This window comes from Bacillus pseudomycoides DSM 12442 (genome assembly GCF_000161455.1).
Classification (GTDB): Bacteria; Bacillota; Bacilli; order Bacillales; family Bacillaceae_G; genus Bacillus_A; species Bacillus_A pseudomycoides.
This window is the reverse complement of record NZ_CM000745.1, coordinates 4,675,543-4,701,826: the sequence shown is the minus strand read 5'-3', so window position 1 is coordinate 4,701,826 and position 26,284 is coordinate 4,675,543. Positions and strand designations below refer to the sequence as shown.

The window sequence follows — 26,284 nt, the reverse complement described above, 5'->3', positions numbered from 1 at the left end:
AATGGGTTTGCATTTTAGTGTACTTGCAAGCGGCAGTACAGGAAATGCGCTATATGTAGGGACCGAGAAACAAAAATTGCTCATTGATGCAGGCTTGAGTGGAAAAGCGACAGAAGCCCTATTTCAGCAAGCTGAATTGAATATCCAAGATATATCAGGTATTCTTGTCACACATGAGCATAGTGATCATATTAAAGGTCTCGGCGTTTTAGCACGTAAATATCAGTTACCTGTGTATGCAAATGAAAAAACGTGGAGCGCTATGGAACATTTAATTGGTAACATTCCAACTGATCAAAAATTTGTTTTCTCAATTGGTGATGTGAAAACATTTGGAGATATTGAAGTGGAATCATTTGGCGTTTCTCATGATGCGGCAGAGCCAATGTTTTATGCATTTCATCATAATGGTAGAAAATTGGCCCTTATTACAGATACAGGTTATGTAAGTGATCGTATGAAAGGTATCATTAAAGGAGCAAACGCATTTGTGTTTGAAAGTAATCACGATGTTGAAATGCTTCGTATGGGACGTTATCCATGGAGTATAAAACGACGCATTTTAAGCGATGTGGGTCATGTTTCTAATGAAGATGCAGCACTTGCAATGGCTGATGTTATTACAGATGAGACGAAACACATTTATTTAGCGCATTTGAGCTTAGATAATAATATGAAAGAACTAGCACATATGTCTGTTGCACAGGTGCTAGAGGAAAAAGGTTTTGCAGTTGGAGAAGCGTTTGAGGTACATGATACGGATCCAAAGGCACCAACGAAAATTCAATACGTATAATTCTTGATTTTAGTAAACAATAAAGGGGAATATAGTTGTTTTCGGGAGGATTGGTGAACAAGTATGTCCTTTATTGATGAAGAGAAATTTCGTATGAAACGAACAGGTAAAAAGAAGCACAAAGGTATCATTATTTCTAGCATAGCAGGAACAATCGTAGGGGCTTCATTGTTTGCATTTGGAGCTCCTTTATTTTCTCAATCTGAAACTGGCCCCTTGCAGCAAGCTGAGGCAAGTGAAGAGAATATGGTAGTAAAGCAATCACAAACAGCGAATCATTCTGGTTTTGTAGATGCTGTTGATCGTGCATCGGAAGCCGTTGTTGGTGTAATAAACATCCAACGTGATAATTTTTCAGAAGCAGATTCAGAAGCTGGAACAGGATCAGGCGTCATTTATAAGAAAACAAATGGTCATGCTTATATCGTAACAAACCATCATGTTGTTTCAGGAGCGAATCGTATTGAGGTGAGCTTAAGTGATGGAAAAAAGGTTCCTGGTAAAATATTAGGTAGCGATGTAGTTACAGATTTAGCTGTTCTAGAAATAGATGCAAAGCCAGTTAAGAAAGTAATTGAAATTGGTGATTCTAATACAGTGCGTCGAGGTGAAGCAGTCATTGCAATTGGGAACCCACTTGGATTACAATTTTCAGGAACTGTTACACAAGGAATTATTTCTGCAAATGAGAGAATTGTTCCTGTAGACTTAGATCAAGATGGGCATTATGATTGGCAAGTAGAAGTACTGCAAACAGATGCAGCTATTAACCCAGGGAATAGTGGCGGTGCACTTGTAAATGTAGCAGGACAACTTGTTGGAATTAATTCGATGAAAATTGCAGCGAAAGAAGTAGAAGGAATTGGGCTTGCCATCCCTGTTTCGAGAGCAGTTCCTGTTATGAATGAACTTGAAAAGTATGGGAAAGTAAAACGTCCTTATGTTGGAATTGAACTGAGATCTCTAAATGAAATTCCGAATTATTACTGGTCTAAAACGCTGCATTTACCAGGAAATGTAACAGATGGTGTCTGCATTTTAGATGTGAAAAGTCCATCGCCTGGTGCAGATGCAGGACTTAGGGAACATGATGTAATTATAGCTGTTGATGGAAAACCAATACATGATATTATTGGATTCCGAACGATATTATATAATAAAAAAATTGACGATAAAATGACTCTGACATTTTATCGTGGTACAAAACGAGCAACAACAACGGTGAAATTAGGCAGTCAAAATTATTAAGAAAACAGGAGGACAGCCCTCCTGTTTTCTATTGTGAAAAAGTGAGGTGAAAGATATGAAGTTACCTTGTTGTTTAGAACATGTAGAATTAGCGTTGGATATCATTGTGGATGAGTGTGAAGTAGCGCCAGTTATCAACAGTGTGGATAACTCAGAAAAAGAACAAAAAACATGTGAATTTTGTCAAAACAAGGCGACATATGTTGTATCGAACACAGATTCTCACACAATATGTGGGTAATACTTGTGGATATGTGGATAAGTTTTGTGGATAACGTGTTTGTAAGGTGGGGAGTACGTGTGAATATCTCGATTATTTCAATCGGAAAATTAAAAGAAAAATATTTAAAACAAGGTATTGCAGAATACTTAAAACGACTATCTGCGTATGCAAAAGTAGAAGTTATTGAATTGCCGGATGAAAAAGCACCGGAAAATTTAAGTGAAGCAGAAATGTTAATTGTAAAAGAAAAAGAAGGAATACGAATACTAGATAAAATTTCAGATGATACACATGTTATTGCATTAGCAATCGAAGGAAAACAAAAGTCATCAGAAGAATTTGCAGCGAATCTTGATCGTCTTGCTACATATGGAAAAAGTAAAGTAGCATTTATCATTGGGGGATCACTCGGGCTTAGCTCGGAAGTGATGAAGCGCTCTAACGAATCACTTTCATTCTCGAAAATGACATTGCCGCATCAGCTGATGAGATTGGTACTTTTAGAGCAAGTGTATCGGGCTTTTCGGATTAATCGTGGTGAACCTTATCACAAGTAAAAAGGAGCCAGCTGTAGATGTGGTGTAACGATTAGGATAATTCGATATATGGCAGAATACTTTTTATTAAAATTTCTACAATATGATAGTTATCCATTAGATCATTACTATTAAGAAGACCATCGGAGAAAAATCCCCTGATGGTCTTTTTAACGCTTCATAATAATTGGACGAATTACGATTTAGATTGTAGTGAGATAAGTAAAATACAATCATATGCTTCCAAACAGAGAAAATGGTAAAATTAGTTTCCTTGAATAAGTATGTTTCTATTTATAAAAAATTATGCTGTAATATTGATAGAACAATATTTCATTTTGTTCTAAGTAGTTAAAGAAGTGGGGAATTGAGGTTGAAAAAGTTTAAGAAGTTTTATTTAGAGATTACTAGTGTATGTAATCTTGCATGTAGCTTTTGTCCGCCAACAGAACGACAGAAGCAATTTCTTTCTGTGGAGGATTTTTCTAAGAGATTAGACCAAATTAAACCTCACACGGACTACATTTATTTACATGTAAAAGGTGAGCCGTTGCTTCATCCTAAAATAGATCAATTGTTAGACTTAAGTCATGAAAAAGGGTTTAAGGTTAATATTACAACCAACGGAACGTTAATTAATAAAAAGAGGCATAAATTATTAAATAAACCTGCACTAAGACAGATGAATTTTTCACTTCATAGTTTTGATGGTCATCCAGGATCTGAAGATAAAGAAGGGTATGTAAGAAGCATACTTTCCTTTATTAAAGAAGCAACGAGTCAATCGGAATTAATTGTTTCGCTGAGGCTATGGAATCTTACGCAAGACAATAAGACAAATCTTGAAATACAGCGAAACAGAAATTTATTAGAAATTATTGAGAAAGAATTTGATTTACCATATAAAATTGAAGAGAAGATTACACCAGGAAGTGGCGTGAAGATTGCGGATCGCATCTTCATTAACCAAGATTACGAATTTCAGTGGCCGGCATTGCATGAAGAAGAGGACGATGGGAAAGGCTTCTGTCATGGTCTTCGAAATCAAGCAGGTATTTTAGCAAACGGGACTGTTATCCCTTGTTGTTTGGATGGTGAGGGAATTATCAACCTTGGAAATATTAATGATGCTTCATTTTCTGATATTATCGAAAGGGATAGAGCCCAAAATCTTGTAGATGGATTTTCACGAAGAGTGGCAGTAGAGGAACTATGTAGAAAATGTGGATATCGTAAGAGGTTTGGAAAATAGAGAGATAATAAAAAAATGAGCAAGTACGAAATAAAGTACCTTGCTCATTTTTTATATAATAATCAATACTTATTGTATTTAAAGGGTAAATAAAGCTTAATATACTTTATCACCATTAAAGATTGAGTTTTTCACGACAACATAATCTACAGTACGAATTGCATCTAATTTCGTTCCACCAGCATAAGAAATAGAGGACTGAAGATCTTGTTCCATTTCGATCAATGTATCTTCTAAAGATCCTTTGTGCTCGACAAACATCTTTTTGCCTTCTACGTTTTTCTTTTCACCTTTTTGGAATTCTGAAGCTGAACCAAAGTATTCTTTGTAGAGTTTCCCATCTTTTTCAATTGTTTCTCCTGGAGATTCTTCATGTCCGGCAAACAATGAACCAATCATAACCATAGTTGCGCCAAATTTAATGGATTTAGCTACATCACCGTGAGTACGAATACCGCCGTCAGCAATAATTGGTTTACTTGCAGCTTTTGCACACCAACGAAGTGCAGCTAATTGCCAGCCGCCAGTTCCAAAGCCTGTTTTAATTTTTGTGATACATACTTTACCAGGTCCGATACCTACTTTTGTTGCATCAGCACCAGCATTTTCTAACTCTCTTACTGCTTCTGGAGTTCCTACATTTCCTGCGATAACAAAGCTCTCAGGTAAATGTGTTTTAATGTGTTGAATCATTTTTATCACCGCATTGGAATGCCCATGTGCGATATCTATCGTAATATATTCAGGAGAAAGCTGTTCAGCAGCTAATTGTTGTACAAATTCATATTCTTCTTCTTTCACACCAACACTAATAGATGCGATTAAGCCACGAGAGTGCATATCTTTAATGAAAGAGATACGCTTTTCTGGCTCAAAACGATGCATTATATAGAAATATTTATTTTCCGCTAAATATACAGCAATTTTTTCATCTATAATGGTTTGCATATTTGCAGGTACGACAGGTAATTTAAATGTATGTTTTCCTAAAGTTACACTTGTATCACATTCAGAACGGCTATTTACTATACATTTTGCCGGAATTAATTGAATATCTTCATAGTCGAATACTTTTTCCATGAATTACACCCCTAAATACGAATATTTTATTTTCAATTTAAAAAAATGTTCGCCCAAAAGATAATGTACATCATTTTTTTCGTTAAGTCAAAGCTTTTAGTTGATATTTAGAAAATATAGGGACGGAATTTAAAGGAATAATGAGTAATACCGAATTAAATAGTTTGTACATATCTATATTGTTCGTTTTTTTGGGAAAAGTATATTGTAAAAATTTAATCGATAATAGTGAAATAATATTTCGGAATATCATAGTAAAATAACAGAGAAGCAGGGTGCTAAAATACCCTGCTTCTTTGTTATTTATTGTCTTCAAGAAATTGATACTTCTTTTTCAATTCTTTTAAATCATTTACCAATTGCTCTCCAATTGTAGGAGCAAGATCTTCGTATATAGGAGATAATGCTTTCTCCCACTCTTTTTTTTGTGAAGCTGTCAATTCGTGAATTTGAATCGGTGAACTTTGTTTAATAAGCTCAAGTTGTTCTTCATTCATTCGGATGGACTGACGATTGTTCCATTCAGTCGTTTCTTTCATTGCTTCAAGTAATATTTGCTTCGTTTTTTCCGTTTGTTGATTCCATGTTTTTTGATCCATCATTACAACATAGCCTAAATACCCATGATTACTAATTGTCAAATAGTTTTGAACGTTATAAAATTTTTTAGAGTATATATTTGAAATAGTATTTTCTTCACCATCAACTTTCCCTGTTTCAATTAATTTATATGTGGAATTAAATGAATCTTGATGTGCATGAACTTTTAATAAATCAAATTGGGATTGAATAACATCACTTTGCATAATGCGAAAGGATTGTCCTTTTATATCTGCAGGTGTATAAATAGGCCCCTTATTTGAAGTGATTTGCTTAAAGCCATTTGACCAATGGGCAAGCCCTTTAATGTTGTCTTTTTGTAAGGACTGAAGTAATTGTTCTCCAATTTTTCCGTTCAAGCCTTCTTGAATAGCTTCATAATTTGGAAAAGCAAATGGAAGGTCTAATACACCCCATTCGTGAGATAGCATTCCGAGCTTTGAGGTAGAGGGAGCAATAAAATGAACTTGCCCAGCTTTTAAAGCACGGATTTCTTCTATATCAGAATAGAGGCTCCCGTTTGGAAAAATTTCTATTTTTATAGTTCCGTTTGATTTCTCATTAACAAGCTCAGCAAATTTACTAGCAGCAAGCCCTTTAGGTGTATTTTCTGCTACAACATGACTAAATTTGAAAACAATTTGTTTTTTCAAGCCTGCTTGGTCATCGTCATAAGCAAGCTCACCTTGAGAAAAAAGACTTTGAAAACCTATAAATAAAGCACTAGTAATTAAAACAATAAAAAGGAGTATAAAAGCAACTATTTTTTTCATTTTAAACCTCCTCTTGGGTTGTTAATGTAAGCATACCGAGAAGATTTTTATTCGTAAAGGTGCTTTTAGGGGAAAGGGGAACAAACAGTGAAACAATTGCCCATCCGCTGGAAAATTACGATTTTATCCTATGCGGTAGTTATTTTTTCATTACTGATAGGTGGAATTGTTATCATTGCAAATATTCAACAAAAAGAAGAAAAAGAAGTAAGAATTAGATCTATGAATACAGCTCGGACGGTAGCAGAACTGTCAGATGTAAAGAAATCACTTCAAGAAAAAACGGGATGGTTTACATTGAATCCTGTTATTGAAAATATTCGGGTGATTAATGAAACAGACTATATTGTAGTAATGAATATGGAGCGAATTCGATATTCTCACCCTGTGAAAGAAATGATTGGAAGGCCGTCAAAAGGGACGGATGAAGAACCGGCATTTGCGGAACATATTTACTTTTCAAAAGCAAAAGGAGAGATAGGTACTGTAATTCGTGCCTTTATGCCTATTAAAGATCAAAACTTAAATCAAATTGGTGTTGTTGTTGTTGGAAATAAAGTCCCGAATTTTTGGGAGATTATGCTGGGGCTAGCAGAAGAGATTTCTTTTATTGTTATATTAACTTTAATATTCGGATTAATAGGCTCATTAATGCTTGCCAACCATATTAAAAAACAGATGTTTCAGTTAGAGCCATATGAAATTAAAAGGATGTTAGAAGAAAGGACAGCAACCTTTCATTCGATTAATGAGGGTGTGATTGCAATTGATAACCAAGAAGTTATTACAATTTTTAATGAGAAAGCAAAGCAGGTTTTTCATGTAGATGGAAATGTTGTAGGAAAGCCTATTCGTACAGTATTAAAGGATACAAGACTTCCAGAAATCGTGGAGAGGAATCAGCCAGTATACAATGAAGAGATAAAAGTAAGTGGAAAGGTAATTTTAAGTAATCGTATACCAATCAAGAAAGATAATGAATTAATTGGAGCTGTGGCAATCTTTCAAGATCGTACAGAGGTTACAAAGCTCGCAGAGGAATTAACAGGAGTGAAAACATTTGTAGAGGCACTTCGAGTACAAAGCCACGAGCATATGAACAAACTTCATACAATAGCAGGTTTAATTCAACTAGGTAAAGCTGATAAAGCATTACAATTTGCTTTTCATACTTCAGAAGAGCAGGGGAGTGTAACAAACTTTTTAAATGAGACGATTAAAAATGATGCTATTGCAGGTCTCCTCTTGAGCAAAGTAAGCCGGGGCAAGGAATTAGGGATACAAGTTATAATTGACCAAAATAGTTATTTAGAAGCGTTTCCTTATCAATTGGATCAACATGATTTCGTTGTATTACTAGGTAACCTAATCGAGAATGCGTTTGGATCATTTGAGCAAACTGAGGTAGAGAATAAAAGAATTGATATTAGTATTGAGCAGTCAGAAGATGTATGTGCAATATTGATTGAGGATAATGGATGCGGCATAAAGGAGGAGCATTTACCAAGAGTGTATGAGAAAGGATTTACTGTGAATAAAATGAGTGGGACAGGTTATGGACTTTTTCTAGTAAAGCAAATTGTTGAAAAGGGGAGAGGGGAAATTAGTGTTTCATCTTTTCAAGGTGAAGGAACTTCTTTTATCATTACTTTTCCAATGGAGATGGAGGCGGAATTGTATGAAATATAAAGAGGAAATCAAAGTACTATTGGTTGAAGACGATCCGATGGTTCAAGAAGTAAATAAAGAATTCATTAGAAGTGTAAAGGGATTTCAAGTAGTAGCCGTCGCTAACAATGGCGAGGAGGGGATTAACCTTGTCCAAAAAATGAATCCAGATCTCGTTATTTTAGATATTTTTATGCCGAAAAAGGACGGTATTAAGGTATTACAGGAATTTAGAAAACAAGAGTTAGAAGCAGATGTAATCGTTGTTTCTGCTGCAAAAGATAGGGAAACAATTAAACTCATGCTTCAAAACGGAGCGATGGATTATATTATTAAGCCATTTAAGTTATACCGAATTCAGCAAGCTTTAGAAAAATATCGACAATATAGAATGAGTCTGAAGGAATCCGGAGCGATTTCACAGGAACAGCTTGATTTATTATTATATTCTGGGCGTTCTAAAAAAACAGCAAACAATTTGCCAAAGGGATTAAATGAATTTACATTGAATGAAATTGAAGAGTATGTAAAAAAACAAGATGAACCTCGTTCTGCAGAAGAGGTAGCCAGTGCAATTGGGATAGCCAGAGTTACCGCGCGGCGATACTTAGATTATTTAGAAAAAAAGGGGTTGATTCATTTAGCAGTTCAATATGGAGGGGTTGGAAGACCAATTAATCGCTATGTGTATCGTGAAGTAAAAAAGTAAGACCAAAATGACCAAAATATTCGTTATGACCATAAACTTCTCACTTTTAATTGAAAACGCTATCATTATGTAAAACATAGGGGTAGTAAAGTTTTCAAAGATGAAACAGTGGGAGGAGAAGTGAAGGTGAAACGACTGTTCAAAAATTTAACTTTTCAAGTATTAACGGCTATTGCACTCGGTGTATTAGTTGGGCTTATGTGGCCAAATGTTGGGAAGGAAATGAAGCCGATAGGCGATACGTTTATTAATGCTGTAAAAATGGTAATTGCACCAATTATTTTCTTAACAATTGTACTTGGTATTGCCAAAATGGGAGATATGAAGAAGGTTGGTAAGGTCGGCGGAAAGGCTTTTATTTATTTTGAGGTTGTGACAACATTTGCACTTATTGTTGGATTGATCGTTGTAAATGTTATGAAGCCGGGTTCAGGTCTTAACTTTAATGAACTTGCAAAAGGAGACGTATCTAAATATACACAAGGCGGAGGACAGGGTATTAATTGGATTGATTTTGTTACTCATATTGTTCCTTCTAATATGGTTGATGCGTTTGCAAAGGGTGATATTTTACAAGTATTATTCTTTTCTATTTTATTTGGGGTTGGGCTAGCTGCTCTTGGAGAAAAAGGAAATTCGGTGATTGATTTCTTAGACAAACTTTCACACGTATTCTTTAAAATTATTGGTTATGTAATGAAGGCAGCGCCGCTTGGGGCATTTGGTGCTATGGCATATACAATCGGTCATTTTGGACTTGCTTCACTTGTACCACTTGGAAAATTGATGATGTCAGTATATATAACGATGTTCCTATTCGTATTTGTTGTCTTAAATATTATTTGTAAGATATATGGGTTTAGCTTGTGGAATTATTTGAAGTTTATTCGAGATGAAATACTAATCGTATTAGGAACAAGTTCTTCGGAATCCGTACTTCCGAGAATGATGAATAAGATGGAGCGATATGGCTGTTCAAAATCTGTTGTTGGCCTTGTTATTCCGACGGGCTATTCTTTTAATCTTGATGGTACATCCATTTATTTATCCATGGCAGTTGTCTTTTTAGCACAAGTATTTGGTGTCGATTTAACAATCGGACAGCAAATTACTATTATTTTAGTACTTATGTTAACGTCTAAAGGAGCTGCTGGTGTAACAGGAAGCGGATTTATCGTGTTAGCTTCTACGTTAGCGGCACTAAAGGTTATTCCTTTAGAAGGATTAGCATTACTTCTCGGTGTTGATCGTTTTATGAGTGAGGGAAGAGCAATTGTAAACTTAATTGGAAATGGAATTGCTACAATCGTTGTTGCAAAGAGTGAAAATGAATTTGATGAAATGAGGCATGCAGAGGCAATCTCTAATATGAAAGTATTAAATGAGAGAACAGAAGCAGTATAAAGTGAACTAATCGGGCTTTTTCGGGCAGTAAGAAATAGAAAAGCAGACTTTATCCTAAGTCTGCTTTTTCAATTTGTGGGAACCCCTTTTTCACAGGTTATTTTTACTAGGAAATAATAGAATATGTTATAATTTAGTAGAATTTTTTAGAATTACAAGAAGATTAGTGTTTATTTTATTAAGTGAATAATGTTAGAGTTGAACAGATTAGGGAGAAGGTTGTGACTTTTCGGGATAACCTTCATTTTTGGTTTGAATCATTATAAGGTAATGGAGGTTATAAATGTGAATCGTTTGGTTTATATGGATTGGTTACGAGTATTAGCAACAATTGCAGTTGTTACAATTCACGTTGCTGCTGGTTCCGTATCCACTTTGGATCCAAATAAGCTTTCCAATTGGATGGCTGGTAACTTTTACGAATCGTTATCACGTGCTAGCGTTCCTATTTTCGTTATGATTAGCGGTGCTTTATTATTACGAGGGAACAAGGAAAGTTCAATTTTCGAATTCTTACAGAAACGAGCAAGTAAGGTAATTATTCCATTTGTAGGTTGGAGTGCCTTATTTTACTTGTATGGTGCTTATATGGGGTATTTCCCTGCTTCTTTAAAACAAGGGATAAAGTACTTTTTAACAAATCAAATTGGTGGTCACTTATGGTTCCTATATATGATTGTGGGAATTTATTTAATCGCACCGTTATTAAAGGTATTTGTTAAAAACGCTAAAAAAAGTTATATACAATATTTTTTAATTTTATGGTTGTATGCGTCAGTTATTTTAAATTTGATGCAGTACTATTACCCTATTAATTTCAATATAGAGCTATATTTTGTCACAAATTATGTGGGTTATTTTCTACTTGGTTATTATTTAGCTCATTACGAAATTACGAAGAAATGGAGAAATATCTCTTATATTGGAGGCTGTTTAGGGTTTATTGGTACATTCTTCATGACTTATTACTATACAGTACAAGCAAATGGGCAGTTGGACCAGTTTTGGTATGGATATTTTGCGCCAAATGTTTTACTTATGGCAATTGGATTATTTGTATTCTTCCGATATGCTTTTCAAAATTTAGAAGGAAAGCTGCCATTTTTGTTACGTGGTATAAATCAAGCGAGTCTTGGGATTTATATTCTTCACTTTTTCCTATTAAATAATTTTTTATATAAAGTTTTCCCTAAAGTAAATGAACATGCACATGCAATATTAGCAATACCTATTAATGTAATGATTACGATTGGTCTTAGTATGTTAATAACGTTAGTATTACAACGAATTCCAGTGGTGAAAAAACTAGTTCCGTAATGATATCTCCTATGTAAGCTTTATATGAGTATCGTTGCTAAATTAGCAGGCTTAATAGTAAGTCTGCTTTTTGTTTTTTTATCAAATGATGAACATAGACTTCGATTCGGGCAATGATTTCAATATAATGAAATGTAGGCAATGGCGCATAGGATTTATATTATGGCTAAATATATAAAAAAATTAAAATACATAACAAAATGAGGTTAGTATATGAGCGGAAAAAGTTTTAAAGAGTATGCATTGAGTAAGGAAATTGTAAGGGCACTTACTAGTTTAAAATATGAACAGCCAACAGAAGTACAAGGAAAAGTAATTCCAGTTGCACTAGAAAAGAAAGATCTTGTCGTGAAATCACAAACGGGAAGTGGGAAAACGGCTTCCTTTGGTATCCCGCTTTGCGAAATGGTCGAATGGGAAGAAAATAAGCCACAAGCCTTAATTCTTACGCCAACGAGGGAACTTGCTGCGCAAGTGAAAGAAGATATTACGAATATAGGAAGATTTAAACGGATTAAAGCGACTGCCGTTTATGGAAAATCACCATTTGCACGACAAAAATTAGAATTAAAGCAAAAGACACATATTGTAGTTGGAACCCCTGGGCGTGTGTTAGATCATATTGAAAAAGGAACTTTTTCTTTAGAGCGTCTGAAATATTTGGTGATTGATGAGGCAGATGAAATGTTAAATATGGGATTCATCGATCAAGTAGAAGCAATTATTGATGAATTACCTACAGATCGAATGACAATGCTATTTTCTGCGACACTACCAGAAGACGTTGAAAATTTATCTCATACTTATATGAAATCACCGACCCATATCGAGATTAAAGCTTCTGGGATTACGACAGATAAAATTGAACATATCCTGTTAGAAGTGAGAGAAGAAGAGAAATTTTCACTTCTTCAAGATATAACAACTCTTGAAAATCCAGATAGCTGTATCATCTTCTGTCGCACACAAGAAAATGTAGACCATGTGTTCAGACAGTTAAAGCGTTCTGGCTATCCTTGTGATAAAATTCATGGTGGTATGATACAAGAAGATCGTTTTGCAGTAATGAATGACTTTAAAAGAGGAAAATTTCGTTATTTAGTCGCTACAGATGTAGCAGCGCGAGGAATTGATATTGAAAATATTACCCATGTCATTAACTATGATATTCCATTAGAAAAAGAAAGTTATGTACACCGGACAGGAAGAACAGGGCGCGCTGGTAATAGCGGAAAAGCAATTACATTCGTAACGCCGTATGAAGAGAGATTCCTGGTAGAAATTGAAGAGTATATCGGTTTTGAAATTCAAAAAATAGAAGCTCCGTCAAAAGAGGAGCTTGCAAAGGGAAAGGCAGCCTTTGAAGATAAAATAAATGCGAAACCAATTATGAAAAAAGAGAAAAGTGCAGGATTAAATAAAGATATTATGAAGCTGTACTTTAACGGTGGGAAGAAAAAGAAGATTCGAGCGGTAGATTTCGTTGGTACAATTGCTAAAATCCCAGGTGTCACAGCGGATGATATAGGAATTATTACGATACAAGATAATGTTTCTTATGTTGATATATTAAATGGAAAAGGCCCGCTTGTTTTAAAAGTAATGAAAAACACAACAATAAAAGGTAAGCAGTTAAAGGTTCACGAGGCTATTAAGTAAAAGTAACTACTCACTCTCACAGGTGGGTAGTTTTTTTATAAAAAATAAGGAAATTATGTAAGGATAAACTTGTTGTATTCGTATATATAAGTGAAGGGGGAGAAGATATGAATGATAGGGAATTAGTAGATGGAATAAAAAAACAAAATACGGAAGCATTGGATCAATTGATTCTTCAATATAGTAAATTGATTTATGGAGTAATCGGAAGTGTACTTGGAGAGAACCATGAAAGAGCAGAAATTGAAGAGTGCTATAACGATGTTCTTCTCATACTTTGGTATAAAATAGACAGTTTTCAAATAGAAAAAGGACAACTTAAAAACTGGATTATTTCTATTGCGAAGTTTAAGGCACTAGATTATAAAAGAAGGTTGAAGAGAAAAAGAATTGAACAAACAATAGAACAACTTATTTTACAAGATGATGAAGATGTAGAAAAAGGATTGCTCAAAGAAGAGGAAAAAGAATTCGTTTTGAAAGCAGTTCGTCAGTTAGATGGTGTAGATCATAGTATCTTTTATCGAAGGTATATTGTGGATGAAAGCATAGAGGATATTTCAAGGAGACTACATATGAGTACCGGTTCAGTTTATACCAGATTATCAAGGGGAAAGGAGAAATTAAAAAGGATAATGGAGGGATATTATGAATTGTGAAAGCTATAATATAGATCAAATTGTTTTCGAGCAGTGGGATGAACAAGAAATATCTCGATTTGAAGCAATAGGGGAGCGCCTTGTTGGAAGCTTGGAGAAGAAGAAAAAAGATATCAGAAAACGAATTGCTAGAGAAAATTTTCAGGAGATAGAAGTAAAGGCAAATAATGAGTTAAAAGAAAATGAATTTATTGAATTACAATTCCAAGCAAGAGCTACAGGTGGCTACTATTTGGGTGCAATTATGTGTTCAGCAGACTATGCCGTAATGCCATTAGCGCTTATGGATGTAGGAAATCGATTTGTGGTTTTTGGAACAAGACATAAAGTTATGATTTATGAAGTAAAGGAACTTTATCAAATTCAAAGAGCATACAGTATAGATTATGATGATATTTTAAAATACTATTACAAAATAAAAAAGAACGGTACGATATTATGTTTTAAAGCCAAGAAAGATAAGTATGGGCAGCTAAGAGAATGCTCAAACTGGATGTTATATGGGTATTTGCAAGGGAGAATTAACATGATTATTAATAGTTCAGATAGAGATATCATAGCTAAGTACCTTGATAGAGAGATTAATTCGAAAAGAGGTCATTAAAAAGGAAAAAGTACATTCTTTTGGTGTAAGATGTACTTTTTTGATCAATAGGGATATGAAAAAGTTATTTGGTATTTATTTTTGAATTTTCCATTCGCATATCATATGAAGCTGCCCATCTTTTAATTTTGCTTGAAGTGAACCACCCATTTTCAGCATAAGTGTTTTTGCAATAGCTAATCCAAGCCCTGTTCCTTTACCGGATCGATGATGATTAGTTGTATAAAAGCGGTCAAACAGGAAAGGAATATTCTTTTCACTTACATTTTTAGCATCGTTACTAATGATAAATAGTAAGATGCTTTTTGCTTTTGTAGAGTAATGGATATATTACCACTTGCATGATTAAGGGTGTTATAGATTAGATTTTCCATGACAAGCTTAACGGCAGATTCATTAGCAATGATTTGAATATCTTCGTTTTGTATATGAATACTTGGTTCCATTTTCTTTTCACTAAACTGATCATAAAAAACGACTAAGGTTTCCCATGCTAAGTGATTTAATTTTACCATATGAAGGTTTAATTGATAATCAACAGAATCAATAACGGACAGTTCAAAGAAGTCATTTACTAAGGCCTGTAAACGTGTTGATTTATTTTTAATAATCTTCAAATAGTGTTCTTTTTTATATGTTGTTAGTTCACTTGAATCTAATAACTGAATATATCCTATGATAGAGCATACTGGAGTGAACACCAATAGATTTAGCAATTGTTTTTCCACCTTCAGTCCCCTCTAAATATCGTCTCATCGCTCGTATTTTTTCTTTCGAAGAAAATTTAGCCATAAAAAGTGCACCCCAATTGTTAGACTGTGTCTAACAATTGGGGTGCACTTCAGAAGTAGGTGGCTTTATTCATGGTTAAGATTCTTTCAAATCGTCAACTAATTTTTCTGCTAAACGTCTATACATATTGCTCATTGTTACAAATGAAGTTAGCAATAAGAGTTTTTCTAATTCTTTATCCTCAAATGAAGCAGCAGCTTTTACCTCAGCCACCCGATTATCTACATCCCTTTTAAAGTTCTCAACATTTGTTTCTGTAAGTTCAAGATAATCTTTGTAGAGGGTGTCCAGTTCGAAAGTATCCTCGTTTATGAGTCTTTCATTGAGAGTCGCTAAAGAACTTTTAATATCATTAATCGAGAGGGCACCCTTTAATTGATAAATTAAACTAATTAAAATCATATGCTCTTTTGAGTATTTTTTATTTTTTATGGGGATGAATAATTTTCCCTTTGCATAGTTATTGATCATCGTTTTTGTAAGTACTTTTTCATCTTCTGTTCTTGTTGTATCACCGTAGTTATTTTCAAATAGTTGAACAACTTGATCTACATATAAATCCACATTAGGGATATCTTCAAGCCTAATGTTTTTTTCTAAATGTAATGTTTCGAGTAAGTTCTTTATGTTTTCCATATAAACCCTCACCTTTGTAGGAATAATGTACACTGTATCTTTAAATATGGTATTACGAAACAAATAAATTGTAAATGTTGACCTCTAGACGGATTGTGTATATAATTACAAGTAGTTATAAAAACTACATGTAATTATATAAGGGGTTGTTAATGTGAATGCTTACGTGAGAGAACCAGTTAATGCGTTTACCCATCTAGGAGGCGCCATTTTATCGTTTATTGCTTTGCTAGCTATGCTTGTGAAAGTTTCTGTGAAAATGCCATCTATTTCTACAATTTCAGCGGTTATTCTATTTGGAGTAGGGATGATGATTCTTTATGCAGCTTCGGCTGTGTATCACAGTGTTGTAGCAAGCGAACGTGTTATTTATTTCTTTAGAAAACTGGATCATTCTATGATTTTCATTTTAATTGCAGGCACATATGCACCTTTTTGCTTAATTACATTACAGGCTGCAAATGGTTTACTATTATTTGTGCTAGTTTATGCTACAGCTATATGTGGTATTGTTTTTAAAATGTTTTGGTTTAACTGTCCGAGATGGTTATCAACAGCAATCTACCTTATGATGGGATGGTTAATTGTTTTATTCTTTGCACCGCTATCAGAAAATCTAAGCATAGAGGGTATTTTGTTTTTAGTACTTGGTGGTGTTTTTTATACGATTGGTGGATTTATTTACGGAGTAAAACCAAAATGGCTAGAATTTAAATATATGGGGCATCATGAAGTTTTCCATATTTTTGTGTTGTTAGGTAGTCTGGCCCACTTTGTATGTGTATATTGTTATGTGATTTAATAAGTTCTATGTAAAGGTTACATATCACGAGGTATGTGGCCTTTTTAATGGGAATAATTTAAAGTGAAAATTTAATCTCAATATATTATAGATAGGAAGAGTGAGGGGGACGGCAAAATTAGAATCAACCTAAGATAGGGCGATTCTAATTTTGCTCAATTACGTGCATGTTCATTAAAGGATTTGATTAGGAATATATCCTTGATGAACTCGAACAAGTTGTTTATGATATACTTTATCACATTCTTGTCCTGTAGATGAAGATGAGCTACGTCCGAAGCAATTTGTAATAATATTGGAATGATCGAAGTGAGTGATACGAATTTCATAAAGACTAATTTTGTGATCTAAGTTCGCATACAGAACTACTAATTTTTCACTATCAAGATAGTAGGGGAAATTTGCTTCTTCCTTTTCTCCAACTAGGATTGGTAGTTGTATAGGATTAGAATGGTTGGACCAATCCCATATCTCTACATTAATATAACGTGCATAATTTCTATCTAAGTTTACAATGTTTGCTACGACAGAAGCTGTTTGTGGTTCACGTGTTAATACACCTGTTGAGTGAACGACTTGTTTAGGCATATAATCTCACCTTTCATAAAACATAAATTTTAATTTACGATATTTTATGATAGAAGTGCTAGTTTGGTATATGGAAAATGCTTGCTTCTACTTGTTTCTAAAAGAAATGGGTAGGGAACAATATAGATTTTGAATTTTATTCCAGAATTTTCGGCGTTTATTTTTAGATATAATGCTGTTATGATGATGTTATCGTTTTCAGATTGTGTTATATGAGATTGGCTTTATCTACTGTTGGAAAGAAATATACTATTTTGAAAACGCTTTAATGATATGGTACAGTGATTGCATTCTTTGGATTTCTTTTTGTTTTGAGGTAGGAAGTCTGACTTGTTTTGAATAAAAAGTGCTAGTACGCATGAAATAATAATTGTTTCTTGTGTATGCAATTTGAAATGGGTAGGACAATATCACTAGTATAATTTTATGTTACGAGGAGGTTAAGGTGTGAAAAAATATGATTTTCACACGAACATATATGGGTTACGTTGGGTTATTGCTTTCAGGCGCAGCTTTGTTTTTAAACAGTCTTGTCATATTAGGAAAAGCAGAGGAAAAAAGCGCAGGTGTTTTTAATTTATTTGTAGGGGTGCTGCAAATTGTCATTCCGTTTTACCTTATTATGATTTCTGATCAAAGTAATTGGACTGTATATTCATATGCAGCCACTTTTTTATTTGGTTTAACGTATTTGTATGTGGGTATCACCTTTATTACGGGAGTGAGTGGCAATGGGCTAGGATGGTTTTGCCTCTGGGTGGCTCTTGTTGCACTATTTTATATGGTTGTGTCATTCGTTCAATTCCAAGATATTGTTAATGCACTGACTTGGTTTATGTGGGCGCTTCTTTGGTATTTATTCTTTGTGTTAAATGTACAAAAAAAGAATATAAACCAATACCTTGGTAGGATCGCATTTGTACAATCATGGGTAACGCTCACGTTGCCATCGCTTCTTTATTTTATGGGGATATGGGGAACACCAGTAGTTTATCAGGCATGGATTTATGTATCGGTAGTTTCTATTTTATATTTCTGTTATTGCATTTTAAAATATCGAGTACGTTAATAGTAGTAAGATGAGGGAAAGAGAATCTGGCTGGATTCTCTTTTTTATGTGGAAATAAATTCAAGTATAATGAAGTTACAAATACTTATTCAGTCACCATAGAACATTAAAGTAACTAAGGGAATGATACATATGACGAAAATATTAGTGTTAGGCGGAACAAGATTTTTCGGAAAACGATTAGTTGAAAGCCTCCTGCAAGCTGGGCACGATGTAACAATTGCAACGCGGGGACTTAAGACAGACTCGTTTGGTAGTGCTGTTAAAAGAGTCGTTGTAGATCGAGAAGATGAAGGGATGCTAAAGGAAATGTTAGCGGGAGCAAGTTATGACGCTGTGTATGATAACCTATGCTATAGTCCGAATGCAGCGAAGATTATATGCAAAGTACTTCATAGTAAGGTGAAGAAATATATTGTTACATCCTCAATGGCTGTATATGAGTCGGCACTATCTTTAAAAGAAGATGATTTCAATCCGTATCAGTATCCAATTGTTTATGGAGATAGGCAAGGTTTTTCTTATAGTGAAGGAAAAAGATTAGCAGAGGCCGTTTTGTTTAAACATGCAACATTTCCTGTAATTGCAGTGCGCTTTCCAGTTGTTATTGGTGAAAATGATTATACAAAGCGATTGCAGTTTTATGTTGAAAATATCGTGAAGAAAATACCTTTTGTAGTAGAAGATATAGAAGGCAAAATGTCTTTTATCCATGAAAAAGAAGCAGGTGGTTTTCTAGCATATCTTAGTACGATGAATATAAATGGTCCAATTAATGCATGTAGTAATGGTGTGATTTCTATGCGAGAAATTATTGATTTTATAGAAGAAAATACAGGCATAAAGGCTTGTATTGAAGCGGAAGGAAAAAATATAGCTCCGTATAATGGCATGACAAGTTGTACGATGAATAATACAAGAGCGAAAGAGTTAGGATTTCAGTTTAGAAAGTTAGAAACTGATGTGAATCATATATTGAAACACTATATTGAAGTAATATAATGATTATTCATAAATCCCCGGGTGGCAATGCGGGGGATTTTGGAGGATTTCGACGATACTAGTTTACATTATCAAATTTACCTTATACGCATGATTAGTATTCTTGTGATTTAATTGCTTGTAAATATTTTTCATTTACTTGATCCCAGTTAACAGTATGCCACTAATTTGTAATAAATTCTGGACGGTGGTTTTGATACTGCAAATAATAAGCATGTTCCCATACATCAATTACGAGCAATGGGATTTTTCCTTCTTGCAAGGGTGTATCTTGATTGGGTTTGTTACTACACTCTTTTTTGCTTATACTGTAAAGTAATAGTGTCTTGTTAAAGTAGAAGGAGATTGTTTATGGATAAAATGAAAGAATTAATAGATGAAGCAAGGAAGTTTATTACAATTTGTTATCAAGAGCTTGCTAGAGAGCAGCAAATAGAAGAGCGTCTCAGCCAAATTGTGTTGGAAATAGAGCGGACAGGAACATATGAACACACCTTTGAGGAACTTGTTCATGGTGCACGTATGGCTTGGAGAAATAGTAACCGATGTATTGGAAGATTATTTTGGAATAAAATGCATATATTAGATGCTCGTGAAGTGAATGATGAGGAAGGGGTATATAATGCACTTATTCATCATATTCGATATGCAACGAATAACGGAAAAATTAAACCGACAATTACAATTTTTAAGCAGTATAACGGTGAACAAAATAACATTCGAATTTATAACCATCAGTTGATTCGTTATGCGGGATTTGAAACAGAAATGGAAGTGATAGGTGATTCTCATTCGATTCCATTTACAGCGTTTTGTCAGAAACTTGGCTGGAATGGAGAAGGTACGAATTTTGATGTATTGCCACTCGTATTTTCTGTTGATGGACGAGAACCTGTATATAGGGAAATTCCGAAAGAAGAGGTAAAAGAGGTTGAGATTGAGCACCCAGAATATCCATTTGTATCCTTAGGTGCAAAATGGTATGGGGTACCAATGATTTCAGATATGCGTCTAGAGATTGGTGGCATTTCTTATACAGCTGCTCCTTTTAATGGTTGGTATATGGAAACAGAAATTGGGGCTCGTAATTTGGCAGATCATGATCGTTATAATTTACTTCCAGCTGTTGCAGAAATAATGAATTTGGATACTTCGAGAAACAGTACATTATGGAAAGATAAGGCGTTAGTTGAATTAAATGTAGCTGTTTTGCATTCTTTCAAAAAGCAAGGAGTAAGTATTGTAGATCATCATACAGCAGCACAGCAGTTTGGACAATTTGAAAAGCAAGAGGCGGCTTGTGGCCGTGTCGTGACGGGAAATTGGGTATGGCTCATTCCACCATTATCGCCAGCTACTACCCACATCTATCATAAACCTTATCCGAATGATATTCTGACTCCAAATTTCTTTCATAAATAAAAACAAAAGCATTGAAATGTAGAATTTCAATGCTTTTTGATTAAGTTTAATCTAGTACTTTTCCTTTCGTTTCCGGTACACACACTAGCATTGTAATTAATCCAATTGGATAGATAATGAAAATAAGTGATAGAGCTCCGAATAAATTACCACCTGTAGCAATTAAACCGATAATAACAGGGCCAAATCCTGCGAGATACATATCATTCTTCTTGACGATACCTTCACTATTTTTCGATAATAAAACTAATTAAACAAATAAAGGATGAATCACAGATGCTAGATTTAGTGCTTATGATGATTGAACGAGTTGGATTAATTGTTATATTAGGTTTTTTACTTTCGCATATTAAAACATTTAGGCGCCTTCTTCATAAACAAGATGGATATAAAGATAAGCTCATGCTTATTTGTATTTTTTCGTTATTTACAATTATAAGCAATTACACAGGAATTGAAATTGCAGGGAATACCATTATGAATGAAAATTGGCTGCAAGGTGTCTCTTCATCGAGTACGATTGCCAATACACGTATTATGGGAGTTGGAATTAGTGGTTTACTAGGTGGACCGATTGTCGGGATTGGCGTTGGATTTATTGCTGGCATTCATCGTTATATGCTTGGGGGAACAACAGCCCTTAGTTGTGCGATTTCATCTATTTTAGCAGGAATTATTACCGGTTATATTGGCCGTGTTTTTCAAAAGCACAACCGTGTGATTACACCTAAATTCTCAGCTGTTTTAAGTGTTTTTATTGTATCTTTGGAAATGATTATGATCTTATCTATTGTAGAAGATGGATTTGACGTTGTAAAAAAAATCGCAATACCGATGATTCTTGTGAATAGTTTCGGGAGTTTTATTTTATTGTCTATGGTACAAGCTATTTTACGCCAAGAAGAAAATGCCAAGGCTTTACAAACTCATAAAGTACTTCGGATTGCTGATAAGACATTGCCTTATTTTCGCCAAGGCTTAACGGAGGAATCTTGTAAACATGTGGCACAAATTATCCATCGTTTTACAGGGACAGATGCGGTATCTTTAACAGATACAGAAAAAATATTGGCGCACGTTGGATTAGCGTCTGATCACCATATCCCTTCTCATAGTTTAATTACAGGATTATCAAAAGAAGTATTAAAAACAGGGAAAATAATGAAAGCGAAATCACGAGAGATTATTAACTGTCAACATGAAGAATGTCCTTTGCAGGCAGCAATCGTTATTCCGTTAACTTCGCATGGCAATACAATTGGAACATTAAAGCTTTATTTTAAAAATCCGAACCAATTAAGCCGTGTGGAAGAAGAATTAGCAGAAGGGTTAGCGAAGATTTTCTCAACACAGCTTGAGTTAGGAGAGGCAGAATTACAAAGTAAACTACTTCAAGATGCAGAGATAAAAGCATTACAAGCACAAATTAATCCGCATTTTTTATTCAATGCGATTAATACAGTATCAGCTTTATGCCGTACAGATGTAGAAAAGGCAAGAAAGCTCTTATTGCAACTTAGTGTTTATTTTCGGTGTAATCTACAGGGAGCACGCCAGTTACTTATTCCATTAGAGCAAGAACTGAATCATGTACATGCATATTTATCATTAGAACAAGCAAGGTTCCCGAATAAATATGAGGTGAAAACATATATAGAAGAAGGATTACAGACAATTTTACTCCCACCATTTGTACTGCAATTGTTAGTGGAAAATGCACTTCGTCATGCCTTTCCGAAAAAACAACCAATTTGTCAGGTAGAAATTTATGCACACGCGCAGGGAGATATGGTTCATTTTAAAGTGAAAGATAATGGTCAGGGAATTGAACAAGGGCGCTTAGAGCAATTAGGAGGGGCAGTCGTTCCATCGGAAAAAGGAACAGGAACGGCACTATATAATATTAATCAACGGTTAATAGGACTGTTTGGGAAAGATACAACACTTCATATCGAGAGTGAATTAGAAAAAGGGACAGAAATTTTATTTACAATTCCGATTCAAAACATAGGGGAGGAAGAAAGCGGTGTTAAAGGTATTAGTAGTTGACGATGAGATGTTAGCACGGGATGAATTGAAATATTTATTGCAGCGTACGAAAGAAGTGGATGTAATTGAAGAAGCTGATTGCGTGGAAGATGCATTAGAAAAGCTAATGGGGAATAAGCCGGATCTTGTCTTTTTAGATATTCAGCTTTCAGATGATAATGGATTTGAGATTGCGAATATATTAAAGAAAATGAAGAACCCACCGTCCATTGTTTTTGCAACAGCTTACGATCAATATGCGCTGCAAGCATTTGAGGTGGATGCATTAGATTATATTTTAAAGCCGTTTGATGAAGAGCGAATTGCACAGACACTGAAAAAATATAAGAAACGAAAGCAAACTGAAACAGAGAAAAACCAAGATGTAAGAGCTAAAGATGTAGCTGCGGAGATGCATAAGCTTGCATTGCCAATAGAAGAATCCATTGTGCTCGTGAATATTGAAGATATTGTTTATGTGGGACTTGTGGACGGGAAAGTAACTGTAAAGACGATTCGGGAAACATACGTAACCCATGATACGCTTGTTATTTTAGAAAAGAAGCTGCCGCAAACGAGCTTTATGCGCGTTCACCGTAGTTTTCTTACGAATATCAACTATATTTCGGAAATACAGCCCTGGTTTAACTCTACTTATAATTTAATTATGAAAGAGGGATCTAAGGTACCTGTAAGTCGTACATATGCAAAGGAACTTAAAAAGCTGCTTCGTATTTAAGAAGCAGCTTTTGCATTTCATCCCGTTATTTTTGTAACTGATTCCGTATATTTGACGTCCCGATATGTAAACGCTTACTTAATCGTTTACATCATATACAATGAAGGTACCAAATCGAAAGAGGTGGCCAAAGTGAGTACAAAAAAAGTATACAGTTTCTTATCACAAGCATTTGTTTTTTCAGCTATCATGTTGGTTTCTCATATTATTGCAACGCACTTACCAATTCCAATGCCTTCATCAGTAATCGGATTAGTCATTTTGTTTAGTCTATTATGTTTAAAGGTTATTAAGTTGGAGCAGGTTGAATCACTTGGAACGGCGTTAACAGGTATTATTGGATTTCTTTTCGTACCATCTGGTATTTCCGTTATTAACTCTCTTGGGGTAATGGGGCAATACTTTGTACAAATCATAACTGTAATTGTTGTCGCAACAATTATTTTACTAGCAGTAACAGGTTTATTTGCACAATTTATTCTAGGTAAAGATGAAAAAGAAACAACTGATACAAAACAATTAGATGTTGTAAATAAAGGACGCAAACACGGAAAAGTTGTGTAATATATCAGACCATATATGGTTAGGAGGTAATGAACATGGCAAGCACAATGACTCCATACTTCGGAATCGTCGTTTCATTAATCGCATACGGGATCGGAACATTCTTATTTAAACATTCAAAAGGATTCTTCTTATTTACACCACTGTTTGTAGCAATGGTACTTGGTATTGTCTTTTTAAAGGTTGGAAATTTTACATTTGAAGAATATAATACTGGCGGTAAAATGATTAGTTTCTTCTTAGAGCCAGCAACAATTGCCTTTGCAATTCCGTTATACAAACAAGTTGATAAGCTAAAAAAATATTGGTGGCAAATTTTATCCGCTATCGTTGTTGGATCTGTTTGTTCGGTGATTGTCGTGTTCATTGTCGCAAAAGCAATTGGTTTAGATACATCTGTAATGAACTCTATGCTACCACAGGCAGCAACAACAGCAATTGCACTACCAATATCTGAAAGTATCGGTGGTATTCCAGCAATTACATCTTTTGCAGTTATCTTTAACGCAGTTATTGTATACGCACTTGGTGCTTTATTCTTAAAAACATTTAAAGTGAAAAATCCAATTGCGAAAGGATTAGCGCTAGGAACTGCGGGACATGCACTTGGCGTTGCGGTTGGGATTGAAATGGGCGAAGTAGAAGCAGCAATGGCAAGTATTGCAGTAACGGTCGTTGGGGTTGTAACGGTAGTTGTTATTCCGATGTTTATGCCATTTATCGGCTAACAGAATATGTTTTGTGAAAAATATAAAAGCAAGCTATTCGTAGGACAGATTTCTACTGATAGCTTGCTTTTTGTGTTACAGTAGTGGTAAGACCTATTTTATATAAAAATAAATGAGATTTTCCTTAAATCTTCATTAATACTTTGGATAATACGTTCTGAAAAGGACTATTGTATTGTAAAATAGAAAGTAGCTAATGTATCTTGTTCTTAAATCTAGCGAAAGCAAAGAAGATAGGTAGGAGAGTCCATAAGCACTCGATTTGTGGGGGAGATAAAGAAAATCCCACTTATTAAAGTCTCACTTTATAGGACAGGAGAGATCACTCGTCGATTATGCAAATGAAAAGCCTGTTTCAAAGCAAAGGATTCCAAAGATTACTTGTACTGCTCTTGTTGGCTCTTATATTATATGGGCTACAAAGTATGTTTAATTTAATTTTAATTACGTTCATTCTTACGTATTTAATGGATCGATTCCAAAAGTTTATTTCTCGAAAACTCGATCATTTTATGCCGATTAATCGAAAAATTATTATATCGTTATTATATGTGATGTTAGTTGGTGGAATCACTGTTACGTTAGTTAAGTATCTGCCAGTACTAACGGTGCAAATCTCACAATTAATCTACCAGTTTAATGTATTCTTTAAAAATCCACCAGATAATGAAATTATAAAGGCAGCAATTAATGCCATTAACCATATGGAGCTTTCCAAATATATTGGGCAAGGTGTGGACATTCTTTATAAATCCATCGCCAATGTTGGGAAGTTTGGGCTGCAATTTTTCCTTTCTCTTATTTTAAGTTTATTCTTCTTACTTGAGAAGGCACGTATTGTCGCTTTTACCGCGAAATTTAAAGAGAGCAGACTTGCCGTTTTTTATAATGAAATTGAATATTTCGGAAAGAAATTCGCACGTTCTTTTGGAAAAGTAATTGAAGCGCAGTTTTTAATTGCTATTGTTAATTGCGTTTTATCTGTTATTGCGCTATGGATTTTAGGATTCCCACAATTGCTTGGTTTAGCGTTAATGATCTTTTTACTCGGCTTAATTCCAGTAGCTGGTGTAATCATTTCGCTCGTTCCGCTTTGTATGATTGCTTATAATATTGGTAGCATTACGTATGTAGTTTATATTTTAATAATTGTTGCTGTTATTCATGCACTTGAAAGTTATGTGTTAAATCCAAAATTCATGTCACAAAAAACGAATTTACCGATTTTTTATACATTTATGGTATTAACTTTCTCTGAACACTTTTTAGGTGTGTGGGGGCTTATTATTGGTATACCAATTTTTGTGTTCCTATTAGATGTGTTAGATGTGACGAGCGATGAGATAGAAAAAGATTCTGCTAAAAAATAGAGTAAAAAAAGCATCG

Annotated in this window: 27 protein-coding genes and 2 pseudogenes; 21 read left to right on the top strand and 8 right to left on the bottom strand. The window is 34.5% G+C overall.

The features are described from left to right. Position 1: 1 nt before the first annotated feature. The 5 genes from BPMYX0001_RS23900 (at position 2) to BPMYX0001_RS23880 (ending at position 4,055) form a co-directional block, all read left to right on the top strand. A complete protein-coding gene (locus tag BPMYX0001_RS23900; RefSeq protein WP_006096765.1) occupies positions 2-796 on the top strand; it encodes an MBL fold metallo-hydrolase in 795 nt (264 codons plus the stop codon). Positions 797-859: 63 nt separating this feature from the next. Then, the gene (locus tag BPMYX0001_RS23895; protein ID WP_006096764.1) at positions 860-2,044 is read left to right on the top strand and encodes a S1C family serine protease; all 1,185 of its coding nucleotides are present in this window, start codon (positions 860-862) and stop codon (positions 2,042-2,044) included. A gap of 55 nt (positions 2,045-2,099) precedes the next feature. Further along, a complete protein-coding gene (locus BPMYX0001_RS23890; RefSeq protein ID WP_026008486.1) occupies positions 2,100-2,285 on the top strand; it encodes a CxxH/CxxC protein in 186 nt (61 codons plus the stop codon). A gap of 59 nt (positions 2,286-2,344) precedes the next feature. Beyond that, positions 2,345-2,824, top strand: coding sequence for a 23S rRNA (pseudouridine(1915)-N(3))-methyltransferase RlmH (gene rlmH, locus BPMYX0001_RS23885; protein ID WP_003209320.1), 480 nt, complete (start codon positions 2,345-2,347; stop codon positions 2,822-2,824). Between the two features lie 352 nt (positions 2,825-3,176). After that, positions 3,177-4,055: a radical SAM/SPASM domain-containing protein gene (locus BPMYX0001_RS23880; RefSeq protein ID WP_003202549.1), complete on the top strand. Its 879-nt coding sequence runs from the start codon at positions 3,177-3,179 to the stop codon at positions 4,053-4,055. A 96-nt stretch (positions 4,056-4,151) separates the two neighbouring features. Here the strand turns inward: BPMYX0001_RS23880 and guaC are convergent, their stop codons facing one another. Together guaC and BPMYX0001_RS23870 are read right to left on the bottom strand one after the other, a co-directional pair. Further along, positions 4,152-5,135, bottom strand: coding sequence for a GMP reductase (gene guaC, locus BPMYX0001_RS23875; RefSeq protein WP_003202530.1), 984 nt, complete (start codon positions 5,133-5,135; stop codon positions 4,152-4,154). Positions 5,136-5,434: 299 nt separating this feature from the next. Continuing rightward, positions 5,435-6,508 (bottom strand): DctP family TRAP transporter solute-binding subunit, encoded by a 1,074-nt coding sequence (locus tag BPMYX0001_RS23870; RefSeq protein WP_006096762.1) that lies wholly within the window; start codon positions 6,506-6,508, stop codon positions 5,435-5,437. A gap of 87 nt (positions 6,509-6,595) precedes the next feature. On the opposite strand from BPMYX0001_RS23870, the gene BPMYX0001_RS23865 reads away from it, so the two are divergent. The 7 genes from BPMYX0001_RS23865 to BPMYX0001_RS23835 all read left to right on the top strand — a co-directional run bounded on the left by BPMYX0001_RS23865 (position 6,596) and on the right by BPMYX0001_RS23835 (position 14,528). Beyond that, the gene (locus BPMYX0001_RS23865) at positions 6,596-8,197 is read left to right on the top strand and encodes an ATP-binding protein (protein ID WP_006096760.1); all 1,602 of its coding nucleotides are present in this window, start codon (positions 6,596-6,598) and stop codon (positions 8,195-8,197) included. After that, the gene (locus BPMYX0001_RS23860) at positions 8,187-8,885 is read left to right on the top strand and encodes a response regulator (RefSeq protein WP_018782446.1); all 699 of its coding nucleotides are present in this window, start codon (positions 8,187-8,189) and stop codon (positions 8,883-8,885) included. Before BPMYX0001_RS23865 ends, BPMYX0001_RS23860 begins: the two co-directional genes overlap by 11 nt. A gap of 126 nt (positions 8,886-9,011) precedes the next feature. After that, on the top strand, positions 9,012-10,289 hold the full coding sequence (gene dctP, locus BPMYX0001_RS23855; RefSeq protein WP_170959224.1) for a C4-dicarboxylate transporter DctP: 1,278 nt from the start codon (positions 9,012-9,014) through the stop codon (positions 10,287-10,289). Positions 10,290-10,574: 285 nt separating this feature from the next. After that, positions 10,575-11,606 carry an acyltransferase gene (locus BPMYX0001_RS23850; RefSeq protein ID WP_033799285.1) on the top strand — a complete coding sequence of 344 codons (1,032 nt, stop codon included), beginning with the start codon at positions 10,575-10,577 and terminating at the stop codon, positions 11,604-11,606. A 213-nt stretch (positions 11,607-11,819) separates the two neighbouring features. Beyond that, positions 11,820-13,265, top strand: a complete 1,446-nt coding sequence (locus tag BPMYX0001_RS23845; protein WP_006096757.1) for a DEAD/DEAH box helicase — start codon at positions 11,820-11,822, stop codon at positions 13,263-13,265. A gap of 107 nt (positions 13,266-13,372) precedes the next feature. Next, positions 13,373-13,924, top strand: coding sequence for a sigma-70 family RNA polymerase sigma factor (locus tag BPMYX0001_RS23840; protein ID WP_006096756.1), 552 nt, complete (start codon positions 13,373-13,375; stop codon positions 13,922-13,924). Continuing rightward, a complete protein-coding gene (locus BPMYX0001_RS23835; protein WP_033799284.1) occupies positions 13,914-14,528 on the top strand; it encodes a hypothetical protein in 615 nt (204 codons plus the stop codon). Before BPMYX0001_RS23840 ends, BPMYX0001_RS23835 begins: the two co-directional genes overlap by 11 nt. A 75-nt stretch (positions 14,529-14,603) precedes the next feature. Here BPMYX0001_RS23835 and BPMYX0001_RS34205 read toward each other — a convergent pair whose 3' ends face one another. The 3 genes from BPMYX0001_RS34205 to BPMYX0001_RS23825 all read right to left on the bottom strand — a co-directional run bounded on the left by BPMYX0001_RS34205 (position 14,604) and on the right by BPMYX0001_RS23825 (position 15,956). After that, positions 14,604-14,777 (bottom strand): ATP-binding protein, encoded by a 174-nt coding sequence (locus tag BPMYX0001_RS34205; RefSeq protein ID WP_327806468.1) that lies wholly within the window; start codon positions 14,775-14,777, stop codon positions 14,604-14,606. Positions 14,778-14,788: 11 nt separating this feature from the next. Further along, positions 14,789-15,244 carry a histidine kinase dimerization/phospho-acceptor domain-containing protein gene (locus tag BPMYX0001_RS23830; RefSeq protein ID WP_240516925.1) on the bottom strand — a complete coding sequence of 152 codons (456 nt, stop codon included), beginning with the start codon at positions 15,242-15,244 and terminating at the stop codon, positions 14,789-14,791. Positions 15,245-15,395: 151 nt separating this feature from the next. After that, positions 15,396-15,956 (bottom strand): DUF1836 domain-containing protein, encoded by a 561-nt coding sequence (locus tag BPMYX0001_RS23825; RefSeq protein ID WP_003202465.1) that lies wholly within the window; start codon positions 15,954-15,956, stop codon positions 15,396-15,398. A gap of 154 nt (positions 15,957-16,110) precedes the next feature. On the opposite strand from BPMYX0001_RS23825, the gene trhA reads away from it, so the two are divergent. Then, positions 16,111-16,758: a PAQR family membrane homeostasis protein TrhA gene (gene trhA, locus BPMYX0001_RS23820; RefSeq protein ID WP_033799282.1), complete on the top strand. Its 648-nt coding sequence runs from the start codon at positions 16,111-16,113 to the stop codon at positions 16,756-16,758. A 174-nt stretch (positions 16,759-16,932) separates the two neighbouring features. Here the strand turns inward: trhA and BPMYX0001_RS23815 are convergent, their stop codons facing one another. Continuing rightward, complete coding sequence (locus BPMYX0001_RS23815) at positions 16,933-17,346, bottom strand: hypothetical protein (protein WP_006096752.1); 414 nt, start codon at positions 17,344-17,346, stop codon at positions 16,933-16,935. Positions 17,347-17,824: 478 nt separating this feature from the next. Between BPMYX0001_RS23815 and BPMYX0001_RS23810 the strand changes: the two genes are divergently transcribed. Next, positions 17,825-18,415, top strand: coding sequence for an AmiS/UreI family transporter (locus BPMYX0001_RS23810; protein WP_006096751.1), 591 nt, complete (start codon positions 17,825-17,827; stop codon positions 18,413-18,415). Between the two features lie 132 nt (positions 18,416-18,547). Beyond that, positions 18,548-19,417 carry an NAD-dependent epimerase/dehydratase family protein gene (locus BPMYX0001_RS23805; RefSeq protein WP_033799281.1) on the top strand — a complete coding sequence of 290 codons (870 nt, stop codon included), beginning with the start codon at positions 18,548-18,550 and terminating at the stop codon, positions 19,415-19,417. A 94-nt stretch (positions 19,418-19,511) separates the two neighbouring features. On the opposite strand, the pseudogene sodA reads toward BPMYX0001_RS23805, so the two are convergent. Continuing rightward, positions 19,512-19,697: pseudogene (gene sodA / locus BPMYX0001_RS31425) on the bottom strand (superoxide dismutase [Mn]); the annotation flags it as partial. 71 nt (positions 19,698-19,768) lie between these two features. Between sodA and BPMYX0001_RS23800 the strand changes: the two are divergent. After that, positions 19,769-20,839, top strand: coding sequence for a nitric oxide synthase oxygenase (locus BPMYX0001_RS23800; protein ID WP_006096749.1), 1,071 nt, complete (start codon positions 19,769-19,771; stop codon positions 20,837-20,839). A 46-nt stretch (positions 20,840-20,885) separates the two neighbouring features. On the opposite strand, the pseudogene BPMYX0001_RS23795 reads toward BPMYX0001_RS23800, so the two are convergent. After that, positions 20,886-21,035, bottom strand: a pseudogene (locus tag BPMYX0001_RS23795) (MFS transporter); the annotation flags it as partial. 80 nt (positions 21,036-21,115) lie between these two features. On the opposite strand from BPMYX0001_RS23795, the gene BPMYX0001_RS23790 reads away from it, so the two are divergent. From BPMYX0001_RS23790 to BPMYX0001_RS23770, 5 genes are all read left to right on the top strand, one after another. Next, positions 21,116-22,888, top strand: coding sequence for a sensor histidine kinase (locus BPMYX0001_RS23790; protein WP_033799280.1), 1,773 nt, complete (start codon positions 21,116-21,118; stop codon positions 22,886-22,888). Beyond that, entirely contained in the window at positions 22,866-23,606 is a 741-nt protein-coding gene (locus BPMYX0001_RS23785) for a LytR/AlgR family response regulator transcription factor (RefSeq protein WP_033799279.1), read from the top strand. Before BPMYX0001_RS23790 ends, BPMYX0001_RS23785 begins: the two co-directional genes overlap by 23 nt. A 132-nt stretch (positions 23,607-23,738) precedes the next feature. Then, on the top strand, positions 23,739-24,170 hold the full coding sequence (lrgA, locus tag BPMYX0001_RS23780) for an antiholin-like murein hydrolase modulator LrgA (protein ID WP_033799278.1): 432 nt from the start codon (positions 23,739-23,741) through the stop codon (positions 24,168-24,170). A gap of 35 nt (positions 24,171-24,205) precedes the next feature. Then, positions 24,206-24,898, top strand: a complete 693-nt coding sequence (lrgB, locus tag BPMYX0001_RS23775; protein WP_003202485.1) for an antiholin-like protein LrgB — start codon at positions 24,206-24,208, stop codon at positions 24,896-24,898. 335 nt (positions 24,899-25,233) lie between these two features. Beyond that, complete coding sequence (locus BPMYX0001_RS23770) at positions 25,234-26,268, top strand: AI-2E family transporter (protein ID WP_003202488.1); 1,035 nt, start codon at positions 25,234-25,236, stop codon at positions 26,266-26,268. Positions 26,269-26,284 lie beyond the last annotated feature (16 nt).

What these genes read in the sequence shown, in the direction of transcription:
- BPMYX0001_RS23825 (WP_003202465.1), bottom strand. Translation starts at nt 15,956, where the DNA reads ATGGAAAACATAAAGAACTTACTCGAAACATTACATTTAGAAAAAAAC.
- BPMYX0001_RS23845 (WP_006096757.1), top strand. Translation starts at nt 11,820, where the DNA reads ATGAGCGGAAAAAGTTTTAAAGAGTATGCATTGAGTAAGGAAATTGTA.
- BPMYX0001_RS23770 (WP_003202488.1), top strand. Translation starts at nt 25,234, where the DNA reads ATGCAAATGAAAAGCCTGTTTCAAAGCAAAGGATTCCAAAGATTACTT.
- lrgB (WP_003202485.1), top strand. Translation starts at nt 24,206, where the DNA reads ATGGCAAGCACAATGACTCCATACTTCGGAATCGTCGTTTCATTAATC.
- BPMYX0001_RS23815 (WP_006096752.1), bottom strand. Translation starts at nt 17,346, where the DNA reads ATGCCTAAACAAGTCGTTCACTCAACAGGTGTATTAACACGTGAACCA.
- BPMYX0001_RS23870 (WP_006096762.1), bottom strand. Translation starts at nt 6,508, where the DNA reads ATGAAAAAAATAGTTGCTTTTATACTCCTTTTTATTGTTTTAATTACT.
- BPMYX0001_RS23900 (WP_006096765.1), top strand. Translation starts at nt 2, where the DNA reads ATGGGTTTGCATTTTAGTGTACTTGCAAGCGGCAGTACAGGAAATGCG.
- BPMYX0001_RS23800 (WP_006096749.1), top strand. Translation starts at nt 19,769, where the DNA reads ATGGATAAAATGAAAGAATTAATAGATGAAGCAAGGAAGTTTATTACA.
- BPMYX0001_RS23840 (WP_006096756.1), top strand. Translation starts at nt 13,373, where the DNA reads ATGAATGATAGGGAATTAGTAGATGGAATAAAAAAACAAAATACGGAA.
- BPMYX0001_RS23835 (WP_033799284.1), top strand. Translation starts at nt 13,914, where the DNA reads ATGAATTGTGAAAGCTATAATATAGATCAAATTGTTTTCGAGCAGTGG.
- BPMYX0001_RS23790 (WP_033799280.1), top strand. Translation starts at nt 21,116, where the DNA reads ATGCTAGATTTAGTGCTTATGATGATTGAACGAGTTGGATTAATTGTT.
- BPMYX0001_RS23805 (WP_033799281.1), top strand. Translation starts at nt 18,548, where the DNA reads ATGACGAAAATATTAGTGTTAGGCGGAACAAGATTTTTCGGAAAACGA.
- guaC (WP_003202530.1), bottom strand. Translation starts at nt 5,135, where the DNA reads ATGGAAAAAGTATTCGACTATGAAGATATTCAATTAATTCCGGCAAAA.
- BPMYX0001_RS23810 (WP_006096751.1), top strand. Translation starts at nt 17,825, where the DNA reads ATGGGTTACGTTGGGTTATTGCTTTCAGGCGCAGCTTTGTTTTTAAAC.
- BPMYX0001_RS23890 (WP_026008486.1), top strand. Translation starts at nt 2,100, where the DNA reads ATGAAGTTACCTTGTTGTTTAGAACATGTAGAATTAGCGTTGGATATC.
- BPMYX0001_RS23895 (WP_006096764.1), top strand. Translation starts at nt 860, where the DNA reads ATGTCCTTTATTGATGAAGAGAAATTTCGTATGAAACGAACAGGTAAA.
- BPMYX0001_RS23860 (WP_018782446.1), top strand. Translation starts at nt 8,187, where the DNA reads ATGAAATATAAAGAGGAAATCAAAGTACTATTGGTTGAAGACGATCCG.